This is a genomic window from Microbacterium algihabitans (genome assembly GCF_032464975.1).
In the GTDB taxonomy this organism is placed as follows: Bacteria; Actinomycetota; Actinomycetes; order Actinomycetales; family Microbacteriaceae; genus Microbacterium; species Microbacterium algihabitans.
On record NZ_JAWDIU010000003.1, the window covers coordinates 63,571 to 83,119 of the forward strand.

A 19,549-nucleotide genomic window follows, 5' to 3' on the forward strand; every position below is an offset into this window, starting at 1 on the left:
GGCTACGGAAGCCGCGCCCCCGACGGATCATCCGAAAGGTGGAGAGCGGGTTCGCCCGTTGCCCCGATGACGCGGACGCGTCCGCTGACCACGCTGGAGGGGTACCGGTGAGATCCGCCGGCGGAAGGAGGCGACGTGTACGTCGCATGGCGCGATCTGCGGTTCGCCCGCGGGCGGTTCGCCCTCATCGGGGCGGTCGTCGCCCTCATCACCCTCTTGGTCGGCTTTCTCTCCGGCCTGACCGGCGGTCTCGCCGCGCAGAACGTCTCGGCGGTGCTCGCTCTGCCCGGCGACCGGCTCGTGCTGCAGCCCACCGCCGACGCCGCGGCCACGTTCGCCGAGTCGGCGATCGACGACTCCACCGTCGCCGCGTGGCGGGCGGCACCGGGCGTTGAGAGCGTCACCGCGGTCGGCATCTCGCAGGCGCGAGCGGAGGGCCCCGGCGGCTCGGCGGGAGTCGCCCTGTTCGGGCTCGACTCCCCCGCGTTCGGCGTGAGCGCGGCGGGCGTCGACGAGGTGGGCCTGTCCTCTGCCGCGGCAACGGCCCTCGGAGCCGGGGTCGGCGACACCGTCACCCTCGCCGGAGCCGCCTTCCGCGTGTCGTCAATCGGCGCCGACCTGTCGTACAGCCACACCCCGGTACTCGCCCTGACTCCCGGGGCGTGGCGCGCCCTCGACGAGCGGCTCGGCGGCACGGGCGCGGCGACCGTGCTGGCCGTCACCGGCACCCCCGCGTGGGATGAGGTCGCCGGCGAGACCGGCACCACGGCATCCGCCCCGTTCTCGAGCCTCACGGCGCTGCCCACGTTCCGCTCCGAGATCGGCTCGCTCGCGCTCATGATCGCGATGCTGTTCGGCGTCTCGGCACTGGTGGTGGGGGCGTTCTTCACCGTGTGGAGCATGCAGCGCGCCGGCGACGTCGCCGTGCTGAAGGCGCTCGGTGCCAGCACCCCGGCCCTCGTGCGCGACGCCCTGGGGCAGGCCCTGGTCGTGCTGGTGCTCGGCGTCGGCGTCGGGATCGGCTTGACCGCCCTGCTCGGAGCGCTGGCCGGGGGCGCGTTGCCGTTCGTGCTGAACCCCCTGACCACCCTCGCGCCCGCCGCCATCATGATCGCGCTCGGCCTCGCCGGCGCGGCCGTGTCGCTGCGCACCGTCACCTCGTCCGACCCTCTCACTGCTCTGGGGAGCACCCGATGATCCTGCTCGACGACGTCACCCTCACCTACCCCGACGGCGACGCCCGCGTCACCGCGGTCGACCGCGTCACCCTCGAGGGGCGGTCCGGGGTGCTCACCGGCATCACCGGCCCGTCGGGCTCGGGCAAATCGAGCCTGCTCGCGCTGGCGGCGACCCTCGTGCGGCCCGACTCCGGCCGCGTGATGATCGCGGGAACGGATGCCACGCGGCTAAGTCGCTCGCAGGCCACGACGCTGCGCCGCGAGAGCATCGGCATCGTGTTCCAGCAGCCGCAGTTGCTCCCCGCCCTCACCGCGCGGGAGCAGCTGCGGGTGATGGCAGAGCTCGGCGGCTCCGGTCGGCGCGAGCGTCGCGCCCTCGTCCGCGGTCGCGTCGACGAGCTGCTGGATGCCGTGGGGCTCGCCGCCGTCGCCGATCGCCGCCCGGCGCAGCTATCGGGCGGGCAACGTCAACGCGTGGCGATCGCCCGTGCCCTCGTGCACGAGCCCTCGGTGCTGCTGGTCGACGAACCCACCAGCGCCCTCGACACCGCACGCGGAGCCGAGATCATGGGCCTGCTTGCGCGGCTGACGCACGAGCGGCAGACGGCCACCCTGCTCGTCACGCACGACCTCGTGCACCGCGAGGTGCTCGACGAGACCGTGGAGGTGGTCGACGGGCGCGCGGCGCTGGTCACCACCCGAACGCGTTGAACCAGTCGCGTCGGTGATCCGCTTCGGCGCGCGACTCGTCGCCTCGCCACGAGTCGTGCGCCGACAGCGTGCCCTCAACGGTCAGTTCGACGAACGCCCAGCAGACGGGGCAGACAGCCCGACCGTCGGGGAAGCCGTCGTCGAGTGTCGGCGCGGGTTCAGCCTCGGTCCCCGCTCCGCTACACGCGGGCGGGTCGGCCTGGAGGTCGTTCCACAGCAGGCGTCCGCCTTTGCGGTGGTGCAGCCCGCGGTGGCCATTCTCACGGGTGCAGATCTCGCCGTTTCTTCGACTGAGGCAGAGTCTCCGGGCGGCGCCCGGGAGTGCCGCCAGCGTTCTCGTCATCCTTCGATTGTCTCCGCTGCGAGCGCAGCGGGGGCATCGCCGGGATGCGAACGGGGCGATGGGGGCCGGTGGGGAAGGGCTCGGTGGTCATCGCAGACCACCACCGGTACGACGAGCGAACATGTCGACCTCCTGATGATTCGACGATCCGTCAGGAGACGCCTCCGGCCGAGGGGGTTGACAGGACGGGAGACGGTGCTAGTCATACCCCTCGGGGGTATGCTGGGACCATGCACGGATACGAGGGCCACAAGGACGACCTGCTCAAGCGCCTCCGCCGCGCCGAGGGCCAGGTGCGCGGCATCGCCCGCATGGTCGACGACGACAAGTACTGCATCGACATCCTCACCCAGGTGTCGGCCGTGACCAAGGCCCTCGAGAACGTCGCCCTCTCACTGCTCGACGACCACCTCTCGCACTGCGTCGCCGAAGCGGCCGCTCAGAGCGGACCCGTCGCCGAAGAGAAGCTCAAAGAAGCCAACCAGGCGATCGCCCGCCTGGTCCGATCGTAAGGAGTCCCCCATGACAGAGCAGCGCATCGAACTCGGCCTCAGCGCCTCCACCCCGACCTCGGGCGGCTGCGGCGACGCGTGCGGCTGCGGCCATGGCGCCGCGGCATCCGCACCCTCTTCCCGCCCCGCGACCGACGAACTCCGCGTCGAGGGCATGACCTGCGACCACTGCGTGCGCGCGGTGACCGAGGAGCTCAGCGCCCTCGACGGCGTCGAGGTCCTCGACGTCGAGCTGCACGTCGGAGGCGCCTCGATCGTGCGCATCGCCTCCACCGGTGCGGCCGACGAGACCGCCCTCGCGGGTGCGATCGACGAGGCGGGCTACACGCTCGCCCGGTGAGACCGGCTCGGCGAACCGCGGTCAGGCGCCGCGGCGCACGAGCACGTCGACGGCCGCGTGGAACGTGAGGTGCTGCGACACCTCCACCGCGCGGTCGTAGCGCGTACCGCCAAGGGCGACGAAGACCGCCCCGACCACTTCGACGTATCCGACGATGTATCCGCCGCGGGCGACCTCGTACAGATCGAGGTCGATGCGCGTCCACGGGATCTCGGTGATCGTCTCGAGCGCGGACGACGCGACCGGCGACGGGGAGATCACGGTCGGGGTCGTCGGTGCGGAGAGAGCGGCGAGCTTCGCGGCGGCGCGAGCGGCGGCTTTCAGAGAACCCGAGCGACTGAGCGGTGCTTCCATGACCATGTGAGAACTCCTTGGGTCGTTCGGGTTCTCTCACAGTGCGCCGCAGACCCCGGGCCCGCGCCGGGGTTGACGGATCCGACGATCAGCGTTACCCGCGATCAGACCGCGGAACGGGCCGGTCGACCGCGCCGCGGACGCTCCTCCGACAACCCGAACGGCTCGGCTCCGACCGTGAGCTGCTCCACCTCGTCGAGCCAGCGCAGGTCGGCCTCGAGCCGCGCCCGCCGCGCCGCGCGCACGATGGCCGCCGGCACGGCATCCGCCCCCTCCTCGTCGACCCGCGCGAGCGCCGCGCGCACGGCCGCACGCTGAGCCGACAGGATGCCGTCGACGTCGGCGCCCGGCAGAGTGACGGCGAGGGCGATCTTCAGCGCCACCTCGTCGCGCCCCTCGGCCAGCGACGCACCGGCGAGCCAGGACCGCGCGTCGTCGCGACCGGCGGCGGTGGGCTGCCAGAGCACGTGGGCCTCGTCGTCGACGCCGATGCTCTCGATCAGCCCGTCGCGCTCGAGGCGCTCGAGCGTCGTGTACACCTGGCCGACGTTCACGCGGACCCCCGTGCGCCGCTCGTACTCGGCCCGCAGCTGCGAGCCGTAGCAGGCGCCGCGATCGAGGATCGCGAGCAGGCTCTGACGCACCGACATGCGGCCTCCGGACGGGTTCGGGAAAAGACTTGCTCGGTAAGCCCCAATCTAGACCGGCGGAGGTGGTTCGACGCCGAATCACCGCCCTTCGGCGCTCCGACGGCGCGGCGTATCATGTGGTCTGACCACATAATACGGTTCGATCGGAGGCTCCTGATGGAGTGGCTCGACCCCCTCGCCCTCGCCCGCTGGCAGTTCGGGTTGACGACGCTGTACCACTTCCTCTTCGTGCCCCTGACGCTGGGGATGTCGCTCATCGTGGCGATCTTCCAGACCGTCTGGTACCGCACGGGAGACGTGCGGTGGCTGCACATCACGCGCTTCTTCGGGAAGATCTTCCTGATCAACTTCGCGATGGGCGTGGTCACCGGCATCGTGCAGGAGTTCCAGTTCGGCATGAACTGGTCGGCCTACTCCCGCTTCGTCGGCGACGTCTTCGGCGCCCCGCTCGCCTTCGAGGGCCTGCTCGCGTTCTTCCTCGAGGCGACCTTCATCGGCCTGTGGATCTTCGGGTGGGACAAACTCCCCCGCCTCGCGCACCTCGCGAGCATCTGGATGGCCGGTATCGGCGCCACCCTCTCGGCGTACTTCATCATCGCCGCGAACGCGTTCATGCAGAACCCGGTGGGTTATCAGATGTCGGCCGACGGCCACCGCGCCGAGCTCGTCGACTTCTGGGCGATGCTCACCAACCCCGTGGCCCTCGCCGCCTTCCCGCACACGATCTTCGCCGGCTGGATGTTCGCGGCCATGGTCGTCGTCGCCGTCTCGGCCTGGCACATGGCGCGCGGACGCAACACCGACATGATGCGCAAGACGCTGCGCTTCGGACTGTGGGGCACGCTCGTGTCGTTCGTGCTCGTCGCGATCGTCGGCGACCAGCTGAGCCTGGTGATGGTCGCGACCCAGCCCATGAAGATGGCGGCGGCCGAAGCGACCTTCAACACCGTCTGCGGGCAGGACGCCTCGTTCTCGATCTTCACGCTCGGCACCCCCGACGGAACCAGCGAGCTGTTCAGCATCCGCGTGCCGTTCCTGCTCAGCATCCTGTCGACGCACTCGCTCGACGGCTGCGTCGAGGGCATCAACGACCTCAACACCCTCTACAGCCAGCAGATGTTCCCGCAGTTCGCCGACCAGGTCGACGGCAACTTCGCCCCCGTGCTGTGGGTCACCTACTGGGCGTTCCGCTGGATGATCGCCCTCGGCGGCATCGCGGCGCTCGTCAGCGTCGTGGGCCTGTGGGTCACCCGCAAGAACGCCAAGCGCCCCGTCGCCGGCTGGATGTGGCGCATCGCGATCTGGGCCGCTCCCCTGCCCATGCTCGCGAGCCTCGTCGGATGGGTGTTCACCGAGATGGGCCGTCAGCCCTGGATCGTGTTCGGCCTCATGCTCACGCAGGACGGCGTCTCGCCGAGCGTGCCGGGCTGGAGCGTGCTGATCTCTCTCGTCGCCTTCACCCTCGTCTACCTCACTCTCGCGATCGTCGAGTTCGGTCTCATCGTCAAGTTCGCGCAGAAGGGCCCCGAGCCCCTGCCGGATCCGGATGCCGTGCACGACGACTCCATCGAGAACACCCCCACCACGGTCTACTAGGAGCAGGAAATGGATCTCGCGCAGCTCTGGTTCTGGATCGTCGCCTTCCTCTTCGTCGGCTACTTCGTGCTCGACGGGTTCGACTTCGGCGTCGGCATGTCGCTCCCCTTCCTCGGCAAGGACGACATCGCCCGTCGGCAGATCATCAACACCATCGGTCCCGTGTGGGACCTCAACGAGACGTGGGTCATCGTGGCCGGAGCCGCGCTGTTCGCGTCGTTCCCCGAGTGGTACGCGACGCTGTTCAGCGGGTTCTACCTGCCGCTGCTGGCGATCCTGCTGGCTCTGATCGCCCGCGGCGTCTCCTTCGAATACCGCCACCAGCGCGATTCGCTCAAATGGAAGCGCTCGTTCGACCGCATGATCGTCATCGGCTCGGCCGTGCCCGCGTTCCTCTGGGGAGTCGCGTTCGCGAACATCGTGCAGGGCGTGCCGCTGGATGCCGACCACGAGTACGCCGGCACCGTGCTGACGCTGCTCAACCCGTACGGCATCCTGGGCGGTCTCACCACCCTGAGCCTGTTCTTCCTGCACGGCGTCTACTTCGTGGCCCTCAAGACCGACGGGCAGGTGCGCGCCGACGCACGGGCGCTCGCGAAGAAGGCGGGCCTGCTGACGATCGCGCTGGCCGCACTCTTCCTCGTCTGGACGATCATCAACGCCGCGAACGCCGAGGCGCCCCTGCTGCTCGGTGTCGTCGCCCTCGCCGGGGTCGCCGCCCTCACCCTCATCGGGTCGTGGGTCGCGAACCTGCGCGATCGGGAGGGAACCGCCTTCACCCTCGGGGCCGTCACGATCGTCGCCGCCGTCGCCGCGCTCTTCTTCGCGCTGTTCCCCAACGTCATGCCCTCGACCCTCGCGGGGGGCGCGAGCCTGACGATCGACAACGCCTCGAGCACCGACTACACGCTCACGATCATGAGCTGGGCGGCACTGATCTTCCTGCCGCTGATCCTGGCCTACCAGGGGTGGACCTACTGGGTGTTCCGCAAGCGCGTGACCCGCGCCCGCATCGAGAAGGCCGCGCTCGTCGCGCACTGAGACCCCCGCCATGAAACCCGTCGACCCCCGCCTGCTGCGGTACGCGACCGCGTCGCGGAGCTTCTTCGCCGTGACCGCGGCGATCGTGCTCGCGCAGGCGGGGGTCATCGTGGGCTTCGCCTGGGCGCTCACGAGCGCGCTCGTCGGGGTGATCGAGGGGCGCACGCTGAGCGAGGTGTGGGGTTTCGTGGGAATGGCGGCCGCACTCGTGGTGCTGCGCGGAGCGCTGATCGCCGCCTCCGAGCGGGTGTCGGCCCGCGGCGCCGCGGCCGCCTCGCTGCAGCTGCGCGACGCCCTCGTCTCGGCCGTGACGCGCCTCGGCCCGCGGTGGCTCGGCGCCCGCAATGCCGCCGGCCTCGCCGTGACCGCGGGGCACGGTCTCGAGGCGCTGGACGCGTACTTCGGCCGCTACCTGCCGCAGCTGGTGGCCACCGCGATCACCATGCCGATCCTCATCGGCACCATGACCCTCGCCGACCCGCTGTCGGGGCTCATCGTCGTGCTGACGATCCCCCTCATCCCGGTGTTCATGGTGCTCATCGGCCTCGCCACCCGCGGCGTGCAGCAGAGGCAGTACCGCACGCTCGGCCGCCTCGCCGCGCGCTTCGCCGACACCGTCGAGGGGCTCGGCACGCTGAAGGCCTTCGGACGCCAGCACCGCGCGGCCGACTCCATCGAGACCATCACGCGCGACTACAAGCGCGAGACGATGACGGTGCTGCGCGTGTCGTTCCTGTCGGGGTTCGCGCTGGAGTTCCTGGCCTCGATCTCGGTCGCGATCGTCGCGGTGACCATCGGCTTCCGCCTGCTCGCCGGCGATCTCTCGCTGCTCGTGGGGCTGTTCGTGCTGCTGCTGGCCCCCGAGGCCTACCTGCCGCTGCGTCAGGTGGGCGTGCAGTTCCACGCAGCCTCCGAGGGAGTCGCCGCGACCGAGGAGATCTTCGACGCCCTCGACGCCGCGCGCTCCGCGCGGGAAGGACAGACACCGGATGCCGCGCCCTCGACGCTCGGATCGACGGTGGCCCTCGACGGCGTGCGGGTGCATCGCGAGGGTCACGCCCTGCCGACGGTCTCGCTCTCGGCGGGTCCGGGCGAGGTGGTGCTGATCGCGGGACCGAGCGGCGTGGGCAAGTCGTCGCTGATCGCCGCTCTGCTCGGCTACGCGGAGCACGACGGCCGGGTGCTCGTCGACGGGGTCGCCGTGCCGCACGCCCGCGCCGTCGTCGCCTGGGCGGGCCAGCGTCCGGGACTCGTGTCGGGCACCGTCGCCGAGAACGTCGCGCTCGGCTCCCCCGCCGATCCCGCCGAGATCGCTGCCGCCCTGGCCGACGCGAGGGCGGCCGACATCGCTCCCGGTACGCCGCTCGGCGCGGGCGGCGCGGGTCTGTCGGGCGGCGAGGCGCAGCGCGTCGCCGTCGCGCGCGCCCTGTACCGCAGCCGGGTCGTCGGAGCAGCGGTGCTCGTGCTCGACGAGCCCTCGAGCGCTCTGGATGCCGACACCGAGGCGCACCTGTGGGCCACGCTGCGCCGCGAAGCCGATGCCGGCCGGGGCGTGCTCCTGGTCTCGCACCGCCGGTCCGCCCGCGCGATCGCGGATCGGGTGATCGAGCTCTCGCCCCCGCGCGACGCAGCCCGACAGGTCCCTGAGCCGCCCCCCGAGGTCCCTGAGCCTGTCGAAGGGACCGGAAACCCGCGCCCCCAGCCGACCACCGCGGTCCCCGAGCCGCCCCCCGAGGTCCCTGAGCCGCCCCCCGAGGTCCCTGAGCCGACCCCCGAGGTCCCTGAGCCTGTCGAAGGGACCGGGACCGTCCACAAACTCACCTCGCTCCATCCGGAGGTGCGCTCATGAACGACCGCGTCCGCGGCATCCTGCGCTCGGCCCTGCCGACCCCGCGCCGCCTCGCACCCGCCCTCCTGTCGGGCTTCGGTTCGGCGGCGAGCGCCGTCGCGCTGATCGCGGCGAGCGCGTGGCTCATCACGCGGGCGGCCGAGCAGCCCCTCGTGATGTACCTCTCGGTCGCCGTCGTCGGGGTGCGCGCGTTCGCGCTGTCGCGCGGGGTGTTCCGCTATCTCGAGCGCCTCACCGGTCACGACGCGGCGCTGCACCAGCTCGCCGGGGTCCGCGCCGACCTCGTGCGCGATCTCGTGGCCCTCGCCCCCGACGGACTCGCCCGCTCGCGCCGCGGCGGTCTGCTTTCGAGCGTGGTCGACGATGTCGAAGAACTGCAGAACCTTCCCCTGCGCGTGGTGCTGCCGCTGGTGACCGCGGGAGTCACGGCCCTCGCCGCCGTCGTCTTCACCGCGTTCGTGTCGTGGCCGGCCGCTCTCGTGCTGCTGCTGTGCCTCGCGCTGGCCTTCGCGGTCGCCGTCGCCGTGGGCTGGGCCGCCGGAGCCCGGGCGGAACGCTCGATCGCCCCCTTGCGCGCCGCCGTCGCCGACGCGGTGCACGACCTGCTCGCGAACCTCGACGTGCTCACGGCCTACGAGGCTCTCGATTCCGCGCGCGAGCGCGTCCGGCACGCCGATGCGGCGCTACGCCGGGCGATCGTGCGGCGCGGCGGCGCGCAGGGCCTCACCGCGGGGGCGGTGTCGGTGCTGGCGGGTGTCGCCTCGCTCCTCGTTCTGATCGTCGCGGCGTCGGGGGTCACCGCCGGCACGCTCTCCGGCCCCGGCCTGGCGGTCGTCGTGCTGCTGCCGATGGCCGTGTTCGACGTGTTCGGCCCGGTGCCCCTCGCCCTCGCGTCGTGGCGGCAGGTGCGCGCCGCGGTCGAACGCCTCGCCGAGGCCGTGCCCGACACCGTTCCCGCGGGCCTGCCGCGCGACGAGTCGACCCCGACCGGCGTGGCCCCGGCGCTCGGCGCGGGCCTCGAGCTGCACGGCATCCGCGCGCACTGGCCCGCAAGGGCCGAGACCGACGGCGACGCCGGCCGGCTCACCAACGTCTCGCTGCGCGTGGCACCCGGCGAGACCGTGCTCGTGACGGGTCCCAGCGGCGCGGGCAAGACGACCCTCGCGCACGTGCTCGCGCGCTTCCTCGATTACGAGGGGTCGTTCCGCCTCGGCGGCGTCGAGGCGCGGGAGCTGTCGGGCGACGACCTGCGACAGACGATCGGCCTGATCGACCAGGCGCCGTACCTGTTCGACGAGTCGGTCCGCCAGAACCTCCTGTTCGCGCGCGACACCGCGACCGACGACGATCTGTGGGATGTGCTCGCCCGGGTCGGTCTGGCCGAGTGGGCTCGCGAGCGCGGCGGTCTCGACGCCCGCGTGGGCGACCGTGGCGGCCTCGTCTCCGGCGGGCAGGCGCAGCGCCTCGCCCTCGCCCGTGCGCTGCTGCGCGACTTCCCGGTGCTCGTGCTCGACGAGCCGACCGCGGGCGTCGACCCCGCGGCATCCGATGCCCTTCTTCTCGATCTGCTCGGTGCGGTCGGGCGCGAACGCGCCGTGGTGCTGGTCTCGCACGTCGAGGTGCCCGAGGGCCTGGTCGACCGCGAGGTGCGGCTCGAGGGCGGGCGGGTCGTCGGCGTCTGAGTCAGGATGCCGGCGCGAATCGCACCCGCGCGGGATCGATGCTCCAGCGCACCACGTCGCCCGGGCGCAGGCCCGCCGCCTCGGCCGGTGAGACCTCGGCCACGACCTCGTCGGTGAGCACGCGCACGCCCGACGGCGTCGGTTCGAGGGCGACCACCGTCGCCGCCCGCCCCTCGCCGAGGCGCACGTCGCTCGCGCGGAAGAGCGCGGCCAGGGCCGTCCCGTCGACGGGCGCAGCATCCGCCGACTCGAGCCGCAGGTCGCCCCGCTGCCAGGCGCCGCCCCGCGCCTCGCCGATGAGCCGCTCGAGACCGGCGATCTTCGCCGCCACCTCCGTCGCCGGTGCCGACAGCACCTCGCGCACCGACCCCTGCTGCGTGATGCGGCCCCGCTCGACGATCACGAGCCGATCCGCCAGGGCCGCCGCGTCGACCGCGTCGTGCGTCACGGCCACCGTCGTCACCCCGGCGAGGCGCTCGCGCAGCATCGCGCGGATCTCCGATGCCGTGACGGCGTCGAGGGCGACCAGGGGCTCGTCGAGCAGCACGACCCGGGGCTCGGCGGCGAGCGCGCGGGCCACCGCGACGCGCTGCTGCTCTCCGCCCGACAGCTCGTCGGGGCGGCGATCCCCGGCGCCGGGGAGCCCCACGCGCGCGATCCACTCGTCGGCGGCGGCACGGGCGACGGATGCCGCGACCCCGGCCGAGCGCGGACCGAAGGCGACGTTCTCGCGTGCGGTGAGATGCGGGAACAGCCGGGCGTCCTGACCGAGCAGCACGATCCCGCGCTGCATCGGAGCCGTCCGCAGGCGCGGCGCACGGTCGAGGACGCGCCCGTCGACCGAGATCTCCCCGTCGTCGAGCGGGGTGAGACCCGCGAGCGCGCCGAGCAGCGTCGACTTGCCTGCTCCGCTGCGCCCCATCACGGCGACGGTCTCGCCGGGGGCGACGTCAAGGGCGATGTCGACGGCGAAGTCGCGTCGGCGCACGACGACGCGAGCGCTGAGCGCGGCGGCATCCGGGATCGTCATCGCCCCACCCCCGGGCGCCATCCGCGCACGAGCAGCAGCACGGCGACCGCCGTGACGAGCAGCAGCAGCGACAGCGCCACTGCGGTGCCCTGCGACACCCCCGCGCCGTTGAACGCGGTGTAGATCGCGAGCGGCATCGTCTGCGTGACGCCCGGGCGGTTGCCGGCGAACAGGGCCGTCGCGCCGAACTCGCCGATCGCGCGGGCGAAGCACAGCACGACCCCCGCCACGATTCCGGGCGCCGCCAACGGCAGGGTGATGCGCCGCAGGATCGTGGCGCGCGACGCCCCGAGAGACGCGGCGGTGCGCTCGAACCCCACCCCGGTGCTGCGCAGGGCGCCCTCGACGGCGAGCACCAGGAAGGGCAGGGCGACGAACACCTGCGCGAGCACGACGGCGGGCGTCGTGAACGGCAATCCCAGCGCGCCGAGGGGGCCGGTACGCCCGAACAGGTACAGCAGCGCCACGCCGCCGACCATGGGCGGCAGCACGAGCGGCACGGTCACGAGGGCCCGCAGCACCGCGGCCGTGCGCGCGGGACTGCGCGCGATCAGCAGAGCCAGAGGGATGCCGACGACCGCGCACACCGCGGTCGCCACCACCCCCGTTCCGAGCGACAGGCCGAGGGCAGACAGCGCGGCGGGCGAGGTGACGTCGCTCCACAGCGTCGCCCACTGCACGCGTGCGACGAGGGCGGTCAGCGGAACGAGCAGGAACAGCAGTCCGATCCCGGCGGGCACGACCAGCCAGCGAGGAACGAAGCCGCCGCCGGTCACGGAGCCCGGAATCCCGCGTCGGAGAGGATCTTCTGCCCGTCGTCCGACAGCACGAAGGCGGTGAAGGCCGCGGCCGCCTCGGGGTTCGGTGCGTCGGTGAGAGTGGCGATCGGGTAGGTGTTGACCACCGTGTCGGCGCCGTCGGGCACGATCGCCTCGACGTCGCCGTTGCCCTTCGCGTCGGTCGCGTACACGAGTCCCGCGTCGGCCTCGCCGGCGGCGACCTTGGTCAGCACGGCGGTGACGTTCTGCTCGCTGCTCGCCGGAGTGACCGCGACCCCGGCGTTCGACAGCAGCGTCTGCGAGGCGGCACCGCACGGCACCTCGGCGGCGCACAGCACCGTCGTGACCCGCGCGAGGTCGGCGAGCGTCGCGACCTTTCCGGGGTTGCCCGCCGGCACGGCGATCACGAGCGTGTTGCCCGCGAACGGCTGCGGGTCGGAAGCCAGGTCGGCGACCTTGGCCATGTTCTTCTCGTCGGCCGAGGCGAACACGTCGGCGGGGGCACCTTCGCCGATCTGCGTCGCGAGCGTGCTCGACCCGTCGTAGACCGCGCTCACCGTGATTCCGGGGTGGGCGGCCTCGAACGCCGTCGCGATCTCGTCGAACGAACGCTGCAGCGAGGCGGCCGCGTACACCTCGACCGTTCCGGTGAGGGAATCGGCGGATGCGGAGGGGGCCGGGTCCGCGGCCGGACTCGCGGACGCGCAGCCCGAGGCGAGAACGGCGACCGCGCCGAGGATGGTCAGAAGGCGGAGGGAGCGACGCATGGGGTCCTTTCGGCGACCCGGCGGCTCGCTTGTCTACGATTATTCCGCATTCGCGGAGTTCGACGGCCATTCCCTCCCGATTATGCCGCGAAACTGCATCCCGCTGACAACTGCGCGTCAGCCTGACGTTGACTTGTCAGCCAGATGCAGTCTCGCGTGCGGCAAGCGGCCGAGCGGGCGCGGCAAGCGGCCGAGCGGGCGCGGCGAGCGGCCGAGCGGGTCAAGAGCGGGCCGAGCTGCGCGCGTCAGCTGCGCGGCTTCTCGACCGTGACGACCGTCGCCTTCACCGACGCGACGGCCAGCGACCCCGGCTCGAGCGCCAGCTCGCACGCCGCCTCGGCCGACATCAGCGACACCACCCGGTGCGGCCCGCACTGCAGGTCGACCTGCGCCATCACGCCGTCGACCTGCACGCGCGTGACGAGCCCGACGAAGCGATTGCGCGCGCTCGAGGCAACCTTGGTGGGGTCATCGGGCTCGGCGGCGAGCGCCACGGCCCGCTCCGCGAGAGCGGCCCCGGGGATCTCCACCGGCGTCGCGCCCGTGGTCGGCAGCAGCCCCAGGTCGATCCAGCGGCGCACGGTGTCGTCGCTGACGCCCAGCAGGCCCGCCGCCTGCGCGATGCGGAAGGTGTTCGTCATGCGACGACCGTACCGCCCGCGGTGGCCGGGACGCCCGGCGAGAGCGGCCCGCCGTGGCGGCATCCCGGCTCACCGCCCGACCCCACCGGGACTGACCTAGGCTCGACCCATGGATGCCGAGCACGCGACCCCGACGCGACGGCCGGTGGCCGTGGCCCTCGGCGCGACCGTGACGTCATCGGGGGCCACCGCGCTCCCCTCGACCGGCGCCGCCTCTCCGGCATCGGGCGCAACCGCCCTCCCGGCGACCGGCGCCCCCTCTCCGGCATGGGGCGCAACCGCCCTCGCCGCGACCGGAGCCCCGCAGGACGGCGGCCTGCTCGACCGCTTCGGCCGCGTCGCGACCGACCTGCGCGTTTCGGTCATCGACAAGTGCAACCTGCGCTGCACCTACTGCATGCCGGCCGACGGGATGCCGTGGCTCCCCCAGACGCAGCTGATGTCGACCGACGAGATCCGCCGCATCGTGCGCGTCGCGGTGCAGTCCCTCGGCGCGGAGGAACTGCGGATCACGGGCGGCGAGCCCCTGGTGCGCAAAGACCTCGAGTTCATCATCGCCGGCATCCGCGAAGACAACCCCGACCTGCCGATCTCGATGACCACGAACGCCGTGGGCCTCGATCGCCGCGCCCAGGCTCTGAAGGACGCGGGCCTCACCCGCCTCAACGTCTCGCTCGACACCCTGCACCCCGAGACCTTCGCCGAGCTCACGCGCCGCCCGCACCTCGACAAGGTGCTCGCGGGGCTCCAGGCCGCGCGCGCCGCCGGCCTCGGCCCCATCAAGATCAACGCGGTGCTCTTGCGCGGCGTCAACGACACCGAGATCGTCTCGCTCGTCGACTGGGCCGTGACGAACGGCTTCGAGATGCGCTTCATCGAAGACATGCCCCTCGACGGAGACCGGTCGTGGATGGCGACGAACGTCATCGCCGCGCGCGACATCCGCGCCGAGATCGAGACGGCGTTCTCGCTCACCCCCGATCCGCGCGGTCGCGGCGCCGCCCCCGCCGAGCGGTGGGAGGTCCGCCGCCCCGGGGAAACGGCCGTCGCCGGACACATCGGCATCATCTCCTCGGTCACCGAACCCTTCTGCGCTGCCTGCACGCGTACCCGCGTCACCGCCGACGGCAAGGTGCGCTCGTGCCTCTTCTCGCACGAAGAGACCGACCTCCTCTCGACCCTTCGTGCGGGCGCCGACGACGCCGGCATCGCGCAGGTCTGGCGGGAGGCCATGTGGGCCAAGCCCCGCGCCCACGGCTCCGACCGCGTGGGACTCGCGCGCCCCGACTTCGTGCAGCCCGAGCGCACGATGAGCGCGATCGGCGGATGAAGCCGCTGGTCGAGCCGGTGGCCTCGCTCGCCCCGGAAGAACTCATCCGCACCGCTCGTCACGCCGTGCTCGCCGCGATCGGCGAGGAGGGCCAGCGCCGCCTCGCGGCAGCGCGCATCGCCGTCGTCGGAGCCGGCGGTCTCGGCTCCCCCGTGCTGCTCGCACTGGCCGCGGCCGGAGTCGGCGAGCTCGTCATCATCGACGACGACACCGTCGAGCGCACCAACCTGCAGCGCCAGCTCGCGCACCGCATCACCGACATCGGCACCGCCAAGACGGCCTCCGCCGCGCGCGCCGTGCGTGACCTGTCGCCCCTCACCGTCGTCCATGAACGAACGGTACGACTGACCTCCGACAATGCCTCCGAGCTCTTCGCGGGCGCGCATCTCGTCATCGACGGCAGCGACACCTTCGACACGCGCGAGGCCGTCGCCGCCGCGACCGAGGGCCTCGGCATCCCCCTCGTCTGGGGCGCCGTGCAGGAGTGGGCCGCGCAGGTGACCGTGTTCTGGTCGGCCCCGCCCGAGGGGCACGCGCCCGTCGTGCTCGACGACCTCTTCCCGACGGGCTCGGCGGGCGAACCACCCACGTGTGCCCAGGTCGGCGTGCTCGGATCGCTGTGCGTGCAGGTCGGCGGGATGTTGGCCACCGAGGCGATCAAGCTCGTCACCGGCGCGGGCGACCCCCTGCTCGGCCGGCTCGTCGTGATCGATGCGCTGCGCGCCCGCCACGACGTGATCCCGCTCTCCCCCGCCGCCCGCCCCGCCGTTTCGTCCTGACCCCGGAGGCCCCGATGACCCCGCTGCTCACCGTCGAGGAGCACCGCGTCCGCGTGCTCGACGCCGTCTCGGTCCTGCCCGTCGAGACCGTGCGCCTCGCCGATGCGGCCGGCCGCACACTGGCCGCCCCCGTGCGCGCCGCTCACGACCTGCCCGGCTTCGACAACTCCTCCATGGATGGTTTCGCGGTCCGCTTCGCCGACGTCGAGGGGGCGGATGCCGCGAACCCGGTGACCCTGCGCGTCGTCGCCGATCTGCCCGCCGGGTCGTCCGACGACCCGTCGTTCGGCGCGGGCGAGGCGGTGCGCATCATGACGGGCGCGCCGGTCCCCGCCGACGCCGACGCGATCGTTCCGTTCGAAGACACCGCGGGAGGCCTCGCCGACTCCCTGGGCACCGTCGAGGTGCGGCGCGCGCCCGCGGCATCCGGAGCCTTCATCCGCCGCCGCGGCGGCGACACCCGCGCGGGCGACATCGTCCTGTCGGCCGGGGAGCGCCTGGGACCGTTCGCGCTGGCCGCGGCCGCCGCGGCGGGGGTGGCCGAGCTCGAGGTACACCGCCGCCCGCGGGTCGCCGTCGTGTCGACCGGCAGCGAGCTCGTCGCCCCCGGCGTGGTGCCGGGGCGCGGCCAGACCCCCGACTCCAACTCGACGCTCCTGACCGGCCTGGTCGCCGACGCCGACGCCGACGTGACGGTCATCTCGTCGCTGCGAGACGACGCGAACGCGATCCACGCCCTGCTCGAGCACGCGGGCGACGTCGACGTGATCGTCTTCAGCGGGGGCGTGAGCGCGGGAGCCTACGAGCCCGTGCGCCAGGCCCTCGAGGGGCGCATCGCCTTCGAGAAGGTCGCGATGCAGCCCGGCAAGCCGCAGGCCTTCGGCGCGCTCGACGACGGTCGGCTCGTCTTCGGCCTGCCCGGCAACCCGGTGAGCGTCGCGGTGTCGTTCGAGGTGTTCGTGCGCCCCGCCCTTCTGGCCCTGCAGGGCCGCACCGTGATCGGTCGGCGGATCGCCCGGCTCACGGCATCCGAGTCCTGGACCACCCCGCCCGGCCGCCGCCAGTACCTCCCCGCGGTGATCGACCTCGTCGTCGGCACCGTGCGCCCCGCCACGGCGGGCGGATCGGGCTCGCACCTCGCCGCCTCTCTCGCGCGCGCCGAGGCGTTCGCGATCGTCCCCGCCGAGGTGTCCACCGTGTCGGTGGGCGACCCGCTCGATGTCATGCTGATTCCATGACCTTCACCCATCTGGACGCCGCGGGCCACGCCCGCATGGTCGACGTCACCCTCAAGCAGCCCACCGTCCGCACCGCCACGGCGCGTGGCTTCGTGCGCTGCGCCCCCGAGGTGGTCGCCGCCCTCCGCGACGGCACGGCCCCCAAGGGCGATGTGCTCGCGGTGGCCCGCATCGCCGGCATCCAGGCCGCGAAGTCCACTCCCGCCCTCCTCCCCCTCGCGCACGTGATCGGGGTGCACCGCGCCTCGGTCGACCTCGCGATCACCGACCAGGGCGTCGAGATCGAAGCCACCGTCGGCACCGCCGACCGCACCGGCGTCGAGATGGAGGCCCTCACGAGCGTCTCGGTCGCCGCCCTCGCGATCGTCGACATGGTGAAGGGCATGGACAAGGGCATGGTCATCGAGAACGTGCGCATCGTGTCGAAGACCGGCGGCAAGTCGGGCGACTGGATGCGTCCCGGAGAAGACGCATGAGCGTCCGCGTGCGCTACTTCGCCGCTGCGGCGGAGGCGGCGGGAACGGATGCCGAGGACCGCGCCGAACCGTCTCTGACGGCCCTGCGCGAGGCCGTCGTCGCCGACCACCCGGCTCTGGGCGAGATCCTGGATCGTTGCGCCGTGCTCGTCGACGGCACCCGTCACGACGACGACGTCCCGCTCGCGGGGGTCACGCACGTCGACGTGCTTCCGCCCTTCGCCGGCGGCTGAGCCCGGGCTCGCGCACTCCCTCACCCGCCCGCCGCCACCCTTCCTCGCAGGGAAGCGGCATCGCACCCTGTTTTACTGGCCGCATGTCGACCGCCCGCCGCACGGCCTTCTTCGTCACGCTCGTCCTCGGCTCGGCCCTCGCCGTGCTCGCGGTCTGGCCGCAGCTCGTCGGCGCGCAACGGCTGCAGGTGTTCGCGCAGCTGATCCCGTTCCGTGGACCTGTCGCGCTGGCCTTCGCCGTGCTCGCAGCCGTCGCCGCGCTCGTCGCCGTGCTCCGACGTCGGTGGGCCGTGTCCGCGGCGCTCGCGATCGTTCTCGCGGCAGCAGCCGTCGGCAACGGCGCGGTGCTGCTGAGTCGCGGCTTCGGCGGCTCGATCGCCGACGGCGAGGTCGTCGTGGCCGCGTGGAACACCTACGGGGGCGGTGCCTCACCCGACGGCATCGCGCGGCTGGTGCGCGAGACGGGCGCCGACGTGGTCGTCCTCCCCGAGACCGATGCCGTGGCGGCGGCGACCGTCGTCGACCTCCTGGCCGGCGACGGCATCGGCATGACCGCAACCACCCGAGAAGCCGACCCGGGCGACGACCCCATTCCGACCTCGCTCCTGCTCTCCACGTCGATGGGGCCGTACGCCCTCGACGCGTCGGCGGGCTCGACGCCGGGAGTGCCGAGCGGCGTGTACCGCCCCGTCGGCGGTGACGGGCCGACGATCGTCGCCGCGCATCCGCTGCCGCCGTTGCCGCTGATCATGACGGAGTGGACGGAGGGGATGGACTGGGTCGCGGCGCAGTGCACGGGCCCCGATGTCATCCTCGCCGGCGACCTCAACTCGACTCTCGACCACCTCGCGGGCCTCGGCGAGGGTGAGGCGACGGTCGGCGGATGCCGGGATGCCGCCGCCGACGCGGGAGCGGCCGCGCTCGGCACGTGGCCCGTGCGCCTGCCGACGGGTCTCGCCGCGCCGATCGACCACGTGCTGGTCGGGTCGGCGTGGGAGGTGCGCTCCTTCGAGGTCCGCACCGGTTTCGACGACGCCGGGAGCGACCACCGCCCGATCGTGGCGACGCTGTCGCGCCGGTGAGCGGCGCGGAGCGAACCTAGCCGCCCAGGCCCTTCCACTCCGTCGTCCCGTCGGCCTCGACCTGTCGTTTCCACACGGGCAGGTCGGTCTTGATCGTCTCGATCACGGTGCGGCACACCTCGAACGCCTCGGCGCGATGACCGGATGCCACGGCGATGACGACGGCGGCCTCCCCCACGCCCAACCGGCCCACGCGGTGGCTGACCGCGACGATCGCGTCGGTGCCGGCGGTCGCGCTCTCGGCGATGCGCTGCAGCGCCTGCTCGGCGTCGGGGTGCGCGCTGTACTCGAGCGCGACGACCTGACCCGTGGCGTCGGGGTCGATGTCGCGCACGCGCCCGACGAAGGCTGTGACGGCGCCCGACGAGGAGTCCTCGACGGCGTCGAGGTGCGCGTCGAGATCGAGAGGCGTCTCGGACAGGCGGGCGATGCGGACGGCGCTCATGCGTGGTCTCCTCCGGAGAGCTGGTCGAGCACGTGAGGGGCGAGCTCGGCGATGACGGCGATCCCGGATGCCACGGCGCGGGTCGACCCGGGCAGGTTGACGATCAGGGCGCCGGGGTCGGCGATCCCCGCGAGGCCCCGCGAGATGACGGCCATCGGGGTGTCCGCGAGGCCCCGCCGACGCAACTCCTCGGCGATGCCGGGGATCTCGCGGTCGAGGACGCGTGCCGTGCCCTCGGGCGTGCGGTCGGTGGGGGCGATGCCCGTGCCGCCGGTCGTGACGATGAGCCCCGGTCCCGCCGCGACGAGTGCGCGCAGCGCCGTCTCGACGCTGTCGGCGCCATCGGGCACGACGACCGCGTCGTCGCAGGCGAACCCCGCCTCGCGCAGCAGTGACACCGCGAGGGGTCCTCCGCGGTCTTCGCGCAGCCCTGCGGCCGAGCGGTCGGAGACGGTGAGGACGCGAGCGTGATGAGGCACGCGGCTCAGCCTAC

At 72.8% G+C, this 19,549-nt stretch carries 23 protein-coding genes; 14 read left to right on the top strand and 9 right to left on the bottom strand.

Annotated features, from left to right (window positions below):
- Positions 1 to 135: 135 nt before the first annotated feature.
- Positions 136 to 1,197, top strand: coding sequence for an FtsX-like permease family protein (locus RWH43_RS09915; protein ID WP_316001381.1), 1,062 nt, complete (start codon positions 136 to 138; stop codon positions 1,195 to 1,197).
- Positions 1,194 to 1,889, top strand: coding sequence for an ABC transporter ATP-binding protein (locus tag RWH43_RS09920; protein WP_144832817.1), 696 nt, complete (start codon positions 1,194 to 1,196; stop codon positions 1,887 to 1,889). Before RWH43_RS09915 ends, RWH43_RS09920 begins: the two co-directional genes overlap by 4 nt.
- On the opposite strand, the gene RWH43_RS09925 is transcribed toward RWH43_RS09920, so the two are convergent.
- The gene (locus RWH43_RS09925; RefSeq protein WP_316001382.1) at positions 1,870 to 2,232 is read right to left on the bottom strand and encodes a hypothetical protein; all 363 of its coding nucleotides are present in this window, start codon (positions 2,230 to 2,232) and stop codon (positions 1,870 to 1,872) included. The genes RWH43_RS09920 and RWH43_RS09925 overlap by 20 nt on opposite strands.
- Positions 2,233 to 2,462: 230 nt before the next feature.
- On the opposite strand from RWH43_RS09925, the gene RWH43_RS09930 reads away from it, so the two are divergent.
- Positions 2,463 to 2,744 carry a metal-sensitive transcriptional regulator gene (locus RWH43_RS09930; RefSeq protein ID WP_316001383.1) on the top strand — a complete coding sequence of 94 codons (282 nt, stop codon included), beginning with the start codon at positions 2,463 to 2,465 and terminating at the stop codon, positions 2,742 to 2,744.
- Between the two features lie 10 nt (positions 2,745 to 2,754).
- Positions 2,755 to 3,084, top strand: a complete 330-nt coding sequence (locus tag RWH43_RS09935) for a heavy-metal-associated domain-containing protein (RefSeq protein ID WP_144832813.1) — start codon at positions 2,755 to 2,757, stop codon at positions 3,082 to 3,084.
- 21 nt (positions 3,085 to 3,105) lie between these two features.
- Here the strand turns inward: RWH43_RS09935 and RWH43_RS09940 are convergent, their stop codons facing one another.
- Together RWH43_RS09940 and RWH43_RS09945 are read right to left on the bottom strand one after the other, a co-directional pair.
- Complete coding sequence (locus RWH43_RS09940; protein ID WP_144832812.1) at positions 3,106 to 3,444, bottom strand: hypothetical protein; 339 nt, start codon at positions 3,442 to 3,444, stop codon at positions 3,106 to 3,108.
- 98 nt (positions 3,445 to 3,542) lie between these two features.
- A complete protein-coding gene (locus tag RWH43_RS09945) occupies positions 3,543 to 4,088 on the bottom strand; it encodes a PadR family transcriptional regulator (protein ID WP_316001384.1) in 546 nt (181 codons plus the stop codon).
- Between the two features lie 156 nt (positions 4,089 to 4,244).
- Between RWH43_RS09945 and RWH43_RS09950 the strand changes: the two genes are divergently transcribed.
- The 4 genes from RWH43_RS09950 to cydC are packed head-to-tail and all read left to right on the top strand — an operon-like array spanning position 4,245 to position 10,256.
- Positions 4,245 to 5,684: a cytochrome ubiquinol oxidase subunit I gene (locus tag RWH43_RS09950; RefSeq protein WP_154097377.1), complete on the top strand. Its 1,440-nt coding sequence runs from the start codon at positions 4,245 to 4,247 to the stop codon at positions 5,682 to 5,684.
- 9 nt (positions 5,685 to 5,693) lie between these two features.
- Complete coding sequence (cydB, locus tag RWH43_RS09955; protein ID WP_316001385.1) at positions 5,694 to 6,725, top strand: cytochrome d ubiquinol oxidase subunit II; 1,032 nt, start codon at positions 5,694 to 5,696, stop codon at positions 6,723 to 6,725.
- Between the two features lie 10 nt (positions 6,726 to 6,735).
- Positions 6,736 to 8,574: a thiol reductant ABC exporter subunit CydD gene (gene cydD / locus RWH43_RS09960; protein ID WP_316001386.1), complete on the top strand. Its 1,839-nt coding sequence runs from the start codon at positions 6,736 to 6,738 to the stop codon at positions 8,572 to 8,574.
- On the top strand, positions 8,571 to 10,256 hold the full coding sequence (gene cydC / locus RWH43_RS09965) for a thiol reductant ABC exporter subunit CydC (RefSeq protein WP_316001387.1): 1,686 nt from the start codon (positions 8,571 to 8,573) through the stop codon (positions 10,254 to 10,256). The genes cydD and cydC overlap by 4 nt, the downstream gene beginning before the upstream one ends.
- Before the next feature lies 1 nt (position 10,257).
- Here the strand turns inward: cydC and RWH43_RS09970 are convergent, their stop codons facing one another.
- The 4 genes from RWH43_RS09970 to RWH43_RS09985 form a co-directional block, all read right to left on the bottom strand.
- On the bottom strand, positions 10,258 to 11,286 hold the full coding sequence (locus tag RWH43_RS09970) for a sulfate/molybdate ABC transporter ATP-binding protein (RefSeq protein ID WP_316001388.1): 1,029 nt from the start codon (positions 11,284 to 11,286) through the stop codon (positions 10,258 to 10,260).
- The gene (gene modB, locus RWH43_RS09975) at positions 11,283 to 12,062 is read right to left on the bottom strand and encodes a molybdate ABC transporter permease subunit (protein WP_144832801.1); all 780 of its coding nucleotides are present in this window, start codon (positions 12,060 to 12,062) and stop codon (positions 11,283 to 11,285) included. The genes RWH43_RS09970 and modB overlap by 4 nt, the downstream gene beginning before the upstream one ends.
- On the bottom strand, positions 12,059 to 12,832 hold the full coding sequence (modA, locus tag RWH43_RS09980; RefSeq protein ID WP_316001389.1) for a molybdate ABC transporter substrate-binding protein: 774 nt from the start codon (positions 12,830 to 12,832) through the stop codon (positions 12,059 to 12,061). Before modA ends, modB begins: the two co-directional genes overlap by 4 nt.
- Before the next feature lie 245 nt (positions 12,833 to 13,077).
- Positions 13,078 to 13,473 carry a TOBE domain-containing protein gene (locus RWH43_RS09985; protein ID WP_316001390.1) on the bottom strand — a complete coding sequence of 132 codons (396 nt, stop codon included), beginning with the start codon at positions 13,471 to 13,473 and terminating at the stop codon, positions 13,078 to 13,080.
- Between the two features lie 109 nt (positions 13,474 to 13,582).
- On the opposite strand from RWH43_RS09985, the gene moaA reads away from it, so the two are divergent.
- The 6 genes from moaA (at position 13,583) to RWH43_RS10015 (ending at position 18,611) form a co-directional block, all read left to right on the top strand.
- A complete protein-coding gene (gene moaA, locus RWH43_RS09990) occupies positions 13,583 to 14,803 on the top strand; it encodes a GTP 3',8-cyclase MoaA (protein WP_316001391.1) in 1,221 nt (406 codons plus the stop codon).
- On the top strand, positions 14,800 to 15,582 hold the full coding sequence (locus RWH43_RS09995) for a HesA/MoeB/ThiF family protein (RefSeq protein ID WP_316001392.1): 783 nt from the start codon (positions 14,800 to 14,802) through the stop codon (positions 15,580 to 15,582). Before moaA ends, RWH43_RS09995 begins: the two co-directional genes overlap by 4 nt.
- 14 nt (positions 15,583 to 15,596) lie before the next feature.
- Positions 15,597 to 16,820, top strand: a complete 1,224-nt coding sequence (locus RWH43_RS10000) for a molybdopterin molybdotransferase MoeA (RefSeq protein ID WP_316001393.1) — start codon at positions 15,597 to 15,599, stop codon at positions 16,818 to 16,820.
- A complete protein-coding gene (moaC, locus tag RWH43_RS10005) occupies positions 16,817 to 17,296 on the top strand; it encodes a cyclic pyranopterin monophosphate synthase MoaC (RefSeq protein WP_316001394.1) in 480 nt (159 codons plus the stop codon). The genes RWH43_RS10000 and moaC overlap by 4 nt, the downstream gene beginning before the upstream one ends.
- On the top strand, positions 17,293 to 17,529 hold the full coding sequence (locus tag RWH43_RS10010; RefSeq protein WP_144832796.1) for a MoaD/ThiS family protein: 237 nt from the start codon (positions 17,293 to 17,295) through the stop codon (positions 17,527 to 17,529). Before moaC ends, RWH43_RS10010 begins: the two co-directional genes overlap by 4 nt.
- Positions 17,530 to 17,612: 83 nt before the next feature.
- Entirely contained in the window at positions 17,613 to 18,611 is a 999-nt protein-coding gene (locus RWH43_RS10015; protein ID WP_316001395.1) for an endonuclease/exonuclease/phosphatase family protein, read from the top strand.
- 16 nt (positions 18,612 to 18,627) lie between these two features.
- Here the strand turns inward: RWH43_RS10015 and RWH43_RS10020 are convergent, their stop codons facing one another.
- Complete coding sequence (locus tag RWH43_RS10020) at positions 18,628 to 19,056, bottom strand: molybdenum cofactor biosynthesis protein MoaE (RefSeq protein ID WP_316001396.1); 429 nt, start codon at positions 19,054 to 19,056, stop codon at positions 18,628 to 18,630.
- On the bottom strand, positions 19,053 to 19,535 hold the full coding sequence (locus RWH43_RS10025; RefSeq protein WP_144832791.1) for a MogA/MoaB family molybdenum cofactor biosynthesis protein: 483 nt from the start codon (positions 19,533 to 19,535) through the stop codon (positions 19,053 to 19,055). Before RWH43_RS10025 ends, RWH43_RS10020 begins: the two co-directional genes overlap by 4 nt.
- Between the last annotated feature and the right edge of the window lie 14 nt (positions 19,536 to 19,549).

Coding starts and splice junctions, on each gene's coding strand:
- RWH43_RS09920 (WP_144832817.1), top strand. CDS start 1,194: ATGATCCTGCTCGACGACGTCACCCTCACCTACCCCGACGGCGACGCC.
- RWH43_RS09925 (WP_316001382.1), bottom strand. CDS start 2,232: ATGACGAGAACGCTGGCGGCACTCCCGGGCGCCGCCCGGAGACTCTGC.
- RWH43_RS09930 (WP_316001383.1), top strand. CDS start 2,463: ATGCACGGATACGAGGGCCACAAGGACGACCTGCTCAAGCGCCTCCGC.
- RWH43_RS09935 (WP_144832813.1), top strand. CDS start 2,755: ATGACAGAGCAGCGCATCGAACTCGGCCTCAGCGCCTCCACCCCGACC.
- RWH43_RS09940 (WP_144832812.1), bottom strand. CDS start 3,444: ATGGTCATGGAAGCACCGCTCAGTCGCTCGGGTTCTCTGAAAGCCGCC.
- RWH43_RS09945 (WP_316001384.1), bottom strand. CDS start 4,088: ATGTCGGTGCGTCAGAGCCTGCTCGCGATCCTCGATCGCGGCGCCTGC.
- RWH43_RS09950 (WP_154097377.1), top strand. CDS start 4,245: ATGGAGTGGCTCGACCCCCTCGCCCTCGCCCGCTGGCAGTTCGGGTTG.
- cydB (WP_316001385.1), top strand. CDS start 5,694: ATGGATCTCGCGCAGCTCTGGTTCTGGATCGTCGCCTTCCTCTTCGTC.
- cydD (WP_316001386.1), top strand. CDS start 6,736: ATGAAACCCGTCGACCCCCGCCTGCTGCGGTACGCGACCGCGTCGCGG.
- cydC (WP_316001387.1), top strand. CDS start 8,571: ATGAACGACCGCGTCCGCGGCATCCTGCGCTCGGCCCTGCCGACCCCG.
- RWH43_RS09970 (WP_316001388.1), bottom strand. CDS start 11,286: ATGACGATCCCGGATGCCGCCGCGCTCAGCGCTCGCGTCGTCGTGCGC.
- modA (WP_316001389.1), bottom strand. CDS start 12,832: ATGCGTCGCTCCCTCCGCCTTCTGACCATCCTCGGCGCGGTCGCCGTT.
- RWH43_RS09985 (WP_316001390.1), bottom strand. CDS start 13,473: ATGACGAACACCTTCCGCATCGCGCAGGCGGCGGGCCTGCTGGGCGTC.
- moaA (WP_316001391.1), top strand. CDS start 13,583: ATGGATGCCGAGCACGCGACCCCGACGCGACGGCCGGTGGCCGTGGCC.
- RWH43_RS09995 (WP_316001392.1), top strand. CDS start 14,800: ATGAAGCCGCTGGTCGAGCCGGTGGCCTCGCTCGCCCCGGAAGAACTC.
- RWH43_RS10000 (WP_316001393.1), top strand. CDS start 15,597: ATGACCCCGCTGCTCACCGTCGAGGAGCACCGCGTCCGCGTGCTCGAC.
- moaC (WP_316001394.1), top strand. CDS start 16,817: ATGACCTTCACCCATCTGGACGCCGCGGGCCACGCCCGCATGGTCGAC.
- RWH43_RS10010 (WP_144832796.1), top strand. CDS start 17,293: ATGAGCGTCCGCGTGCGCTACTTCGCCGCTGCGGCGGAGGCGGCGGGA.
- RWH43_RS10015 (WP_316001395.1), top strand. CDS start 17,613: ATGTCGACCGCCCGCCGCACGGCCTTCTTCGTCACGCTCGTCCTCGGC.
- RWH43_RS10020 (WP_316001396.1), bottom strand. CDS start 19,056: ATGAGCGCCGTCCGCATCGCCCGCCTGTCCGAGACGCCTCTCGATCTC.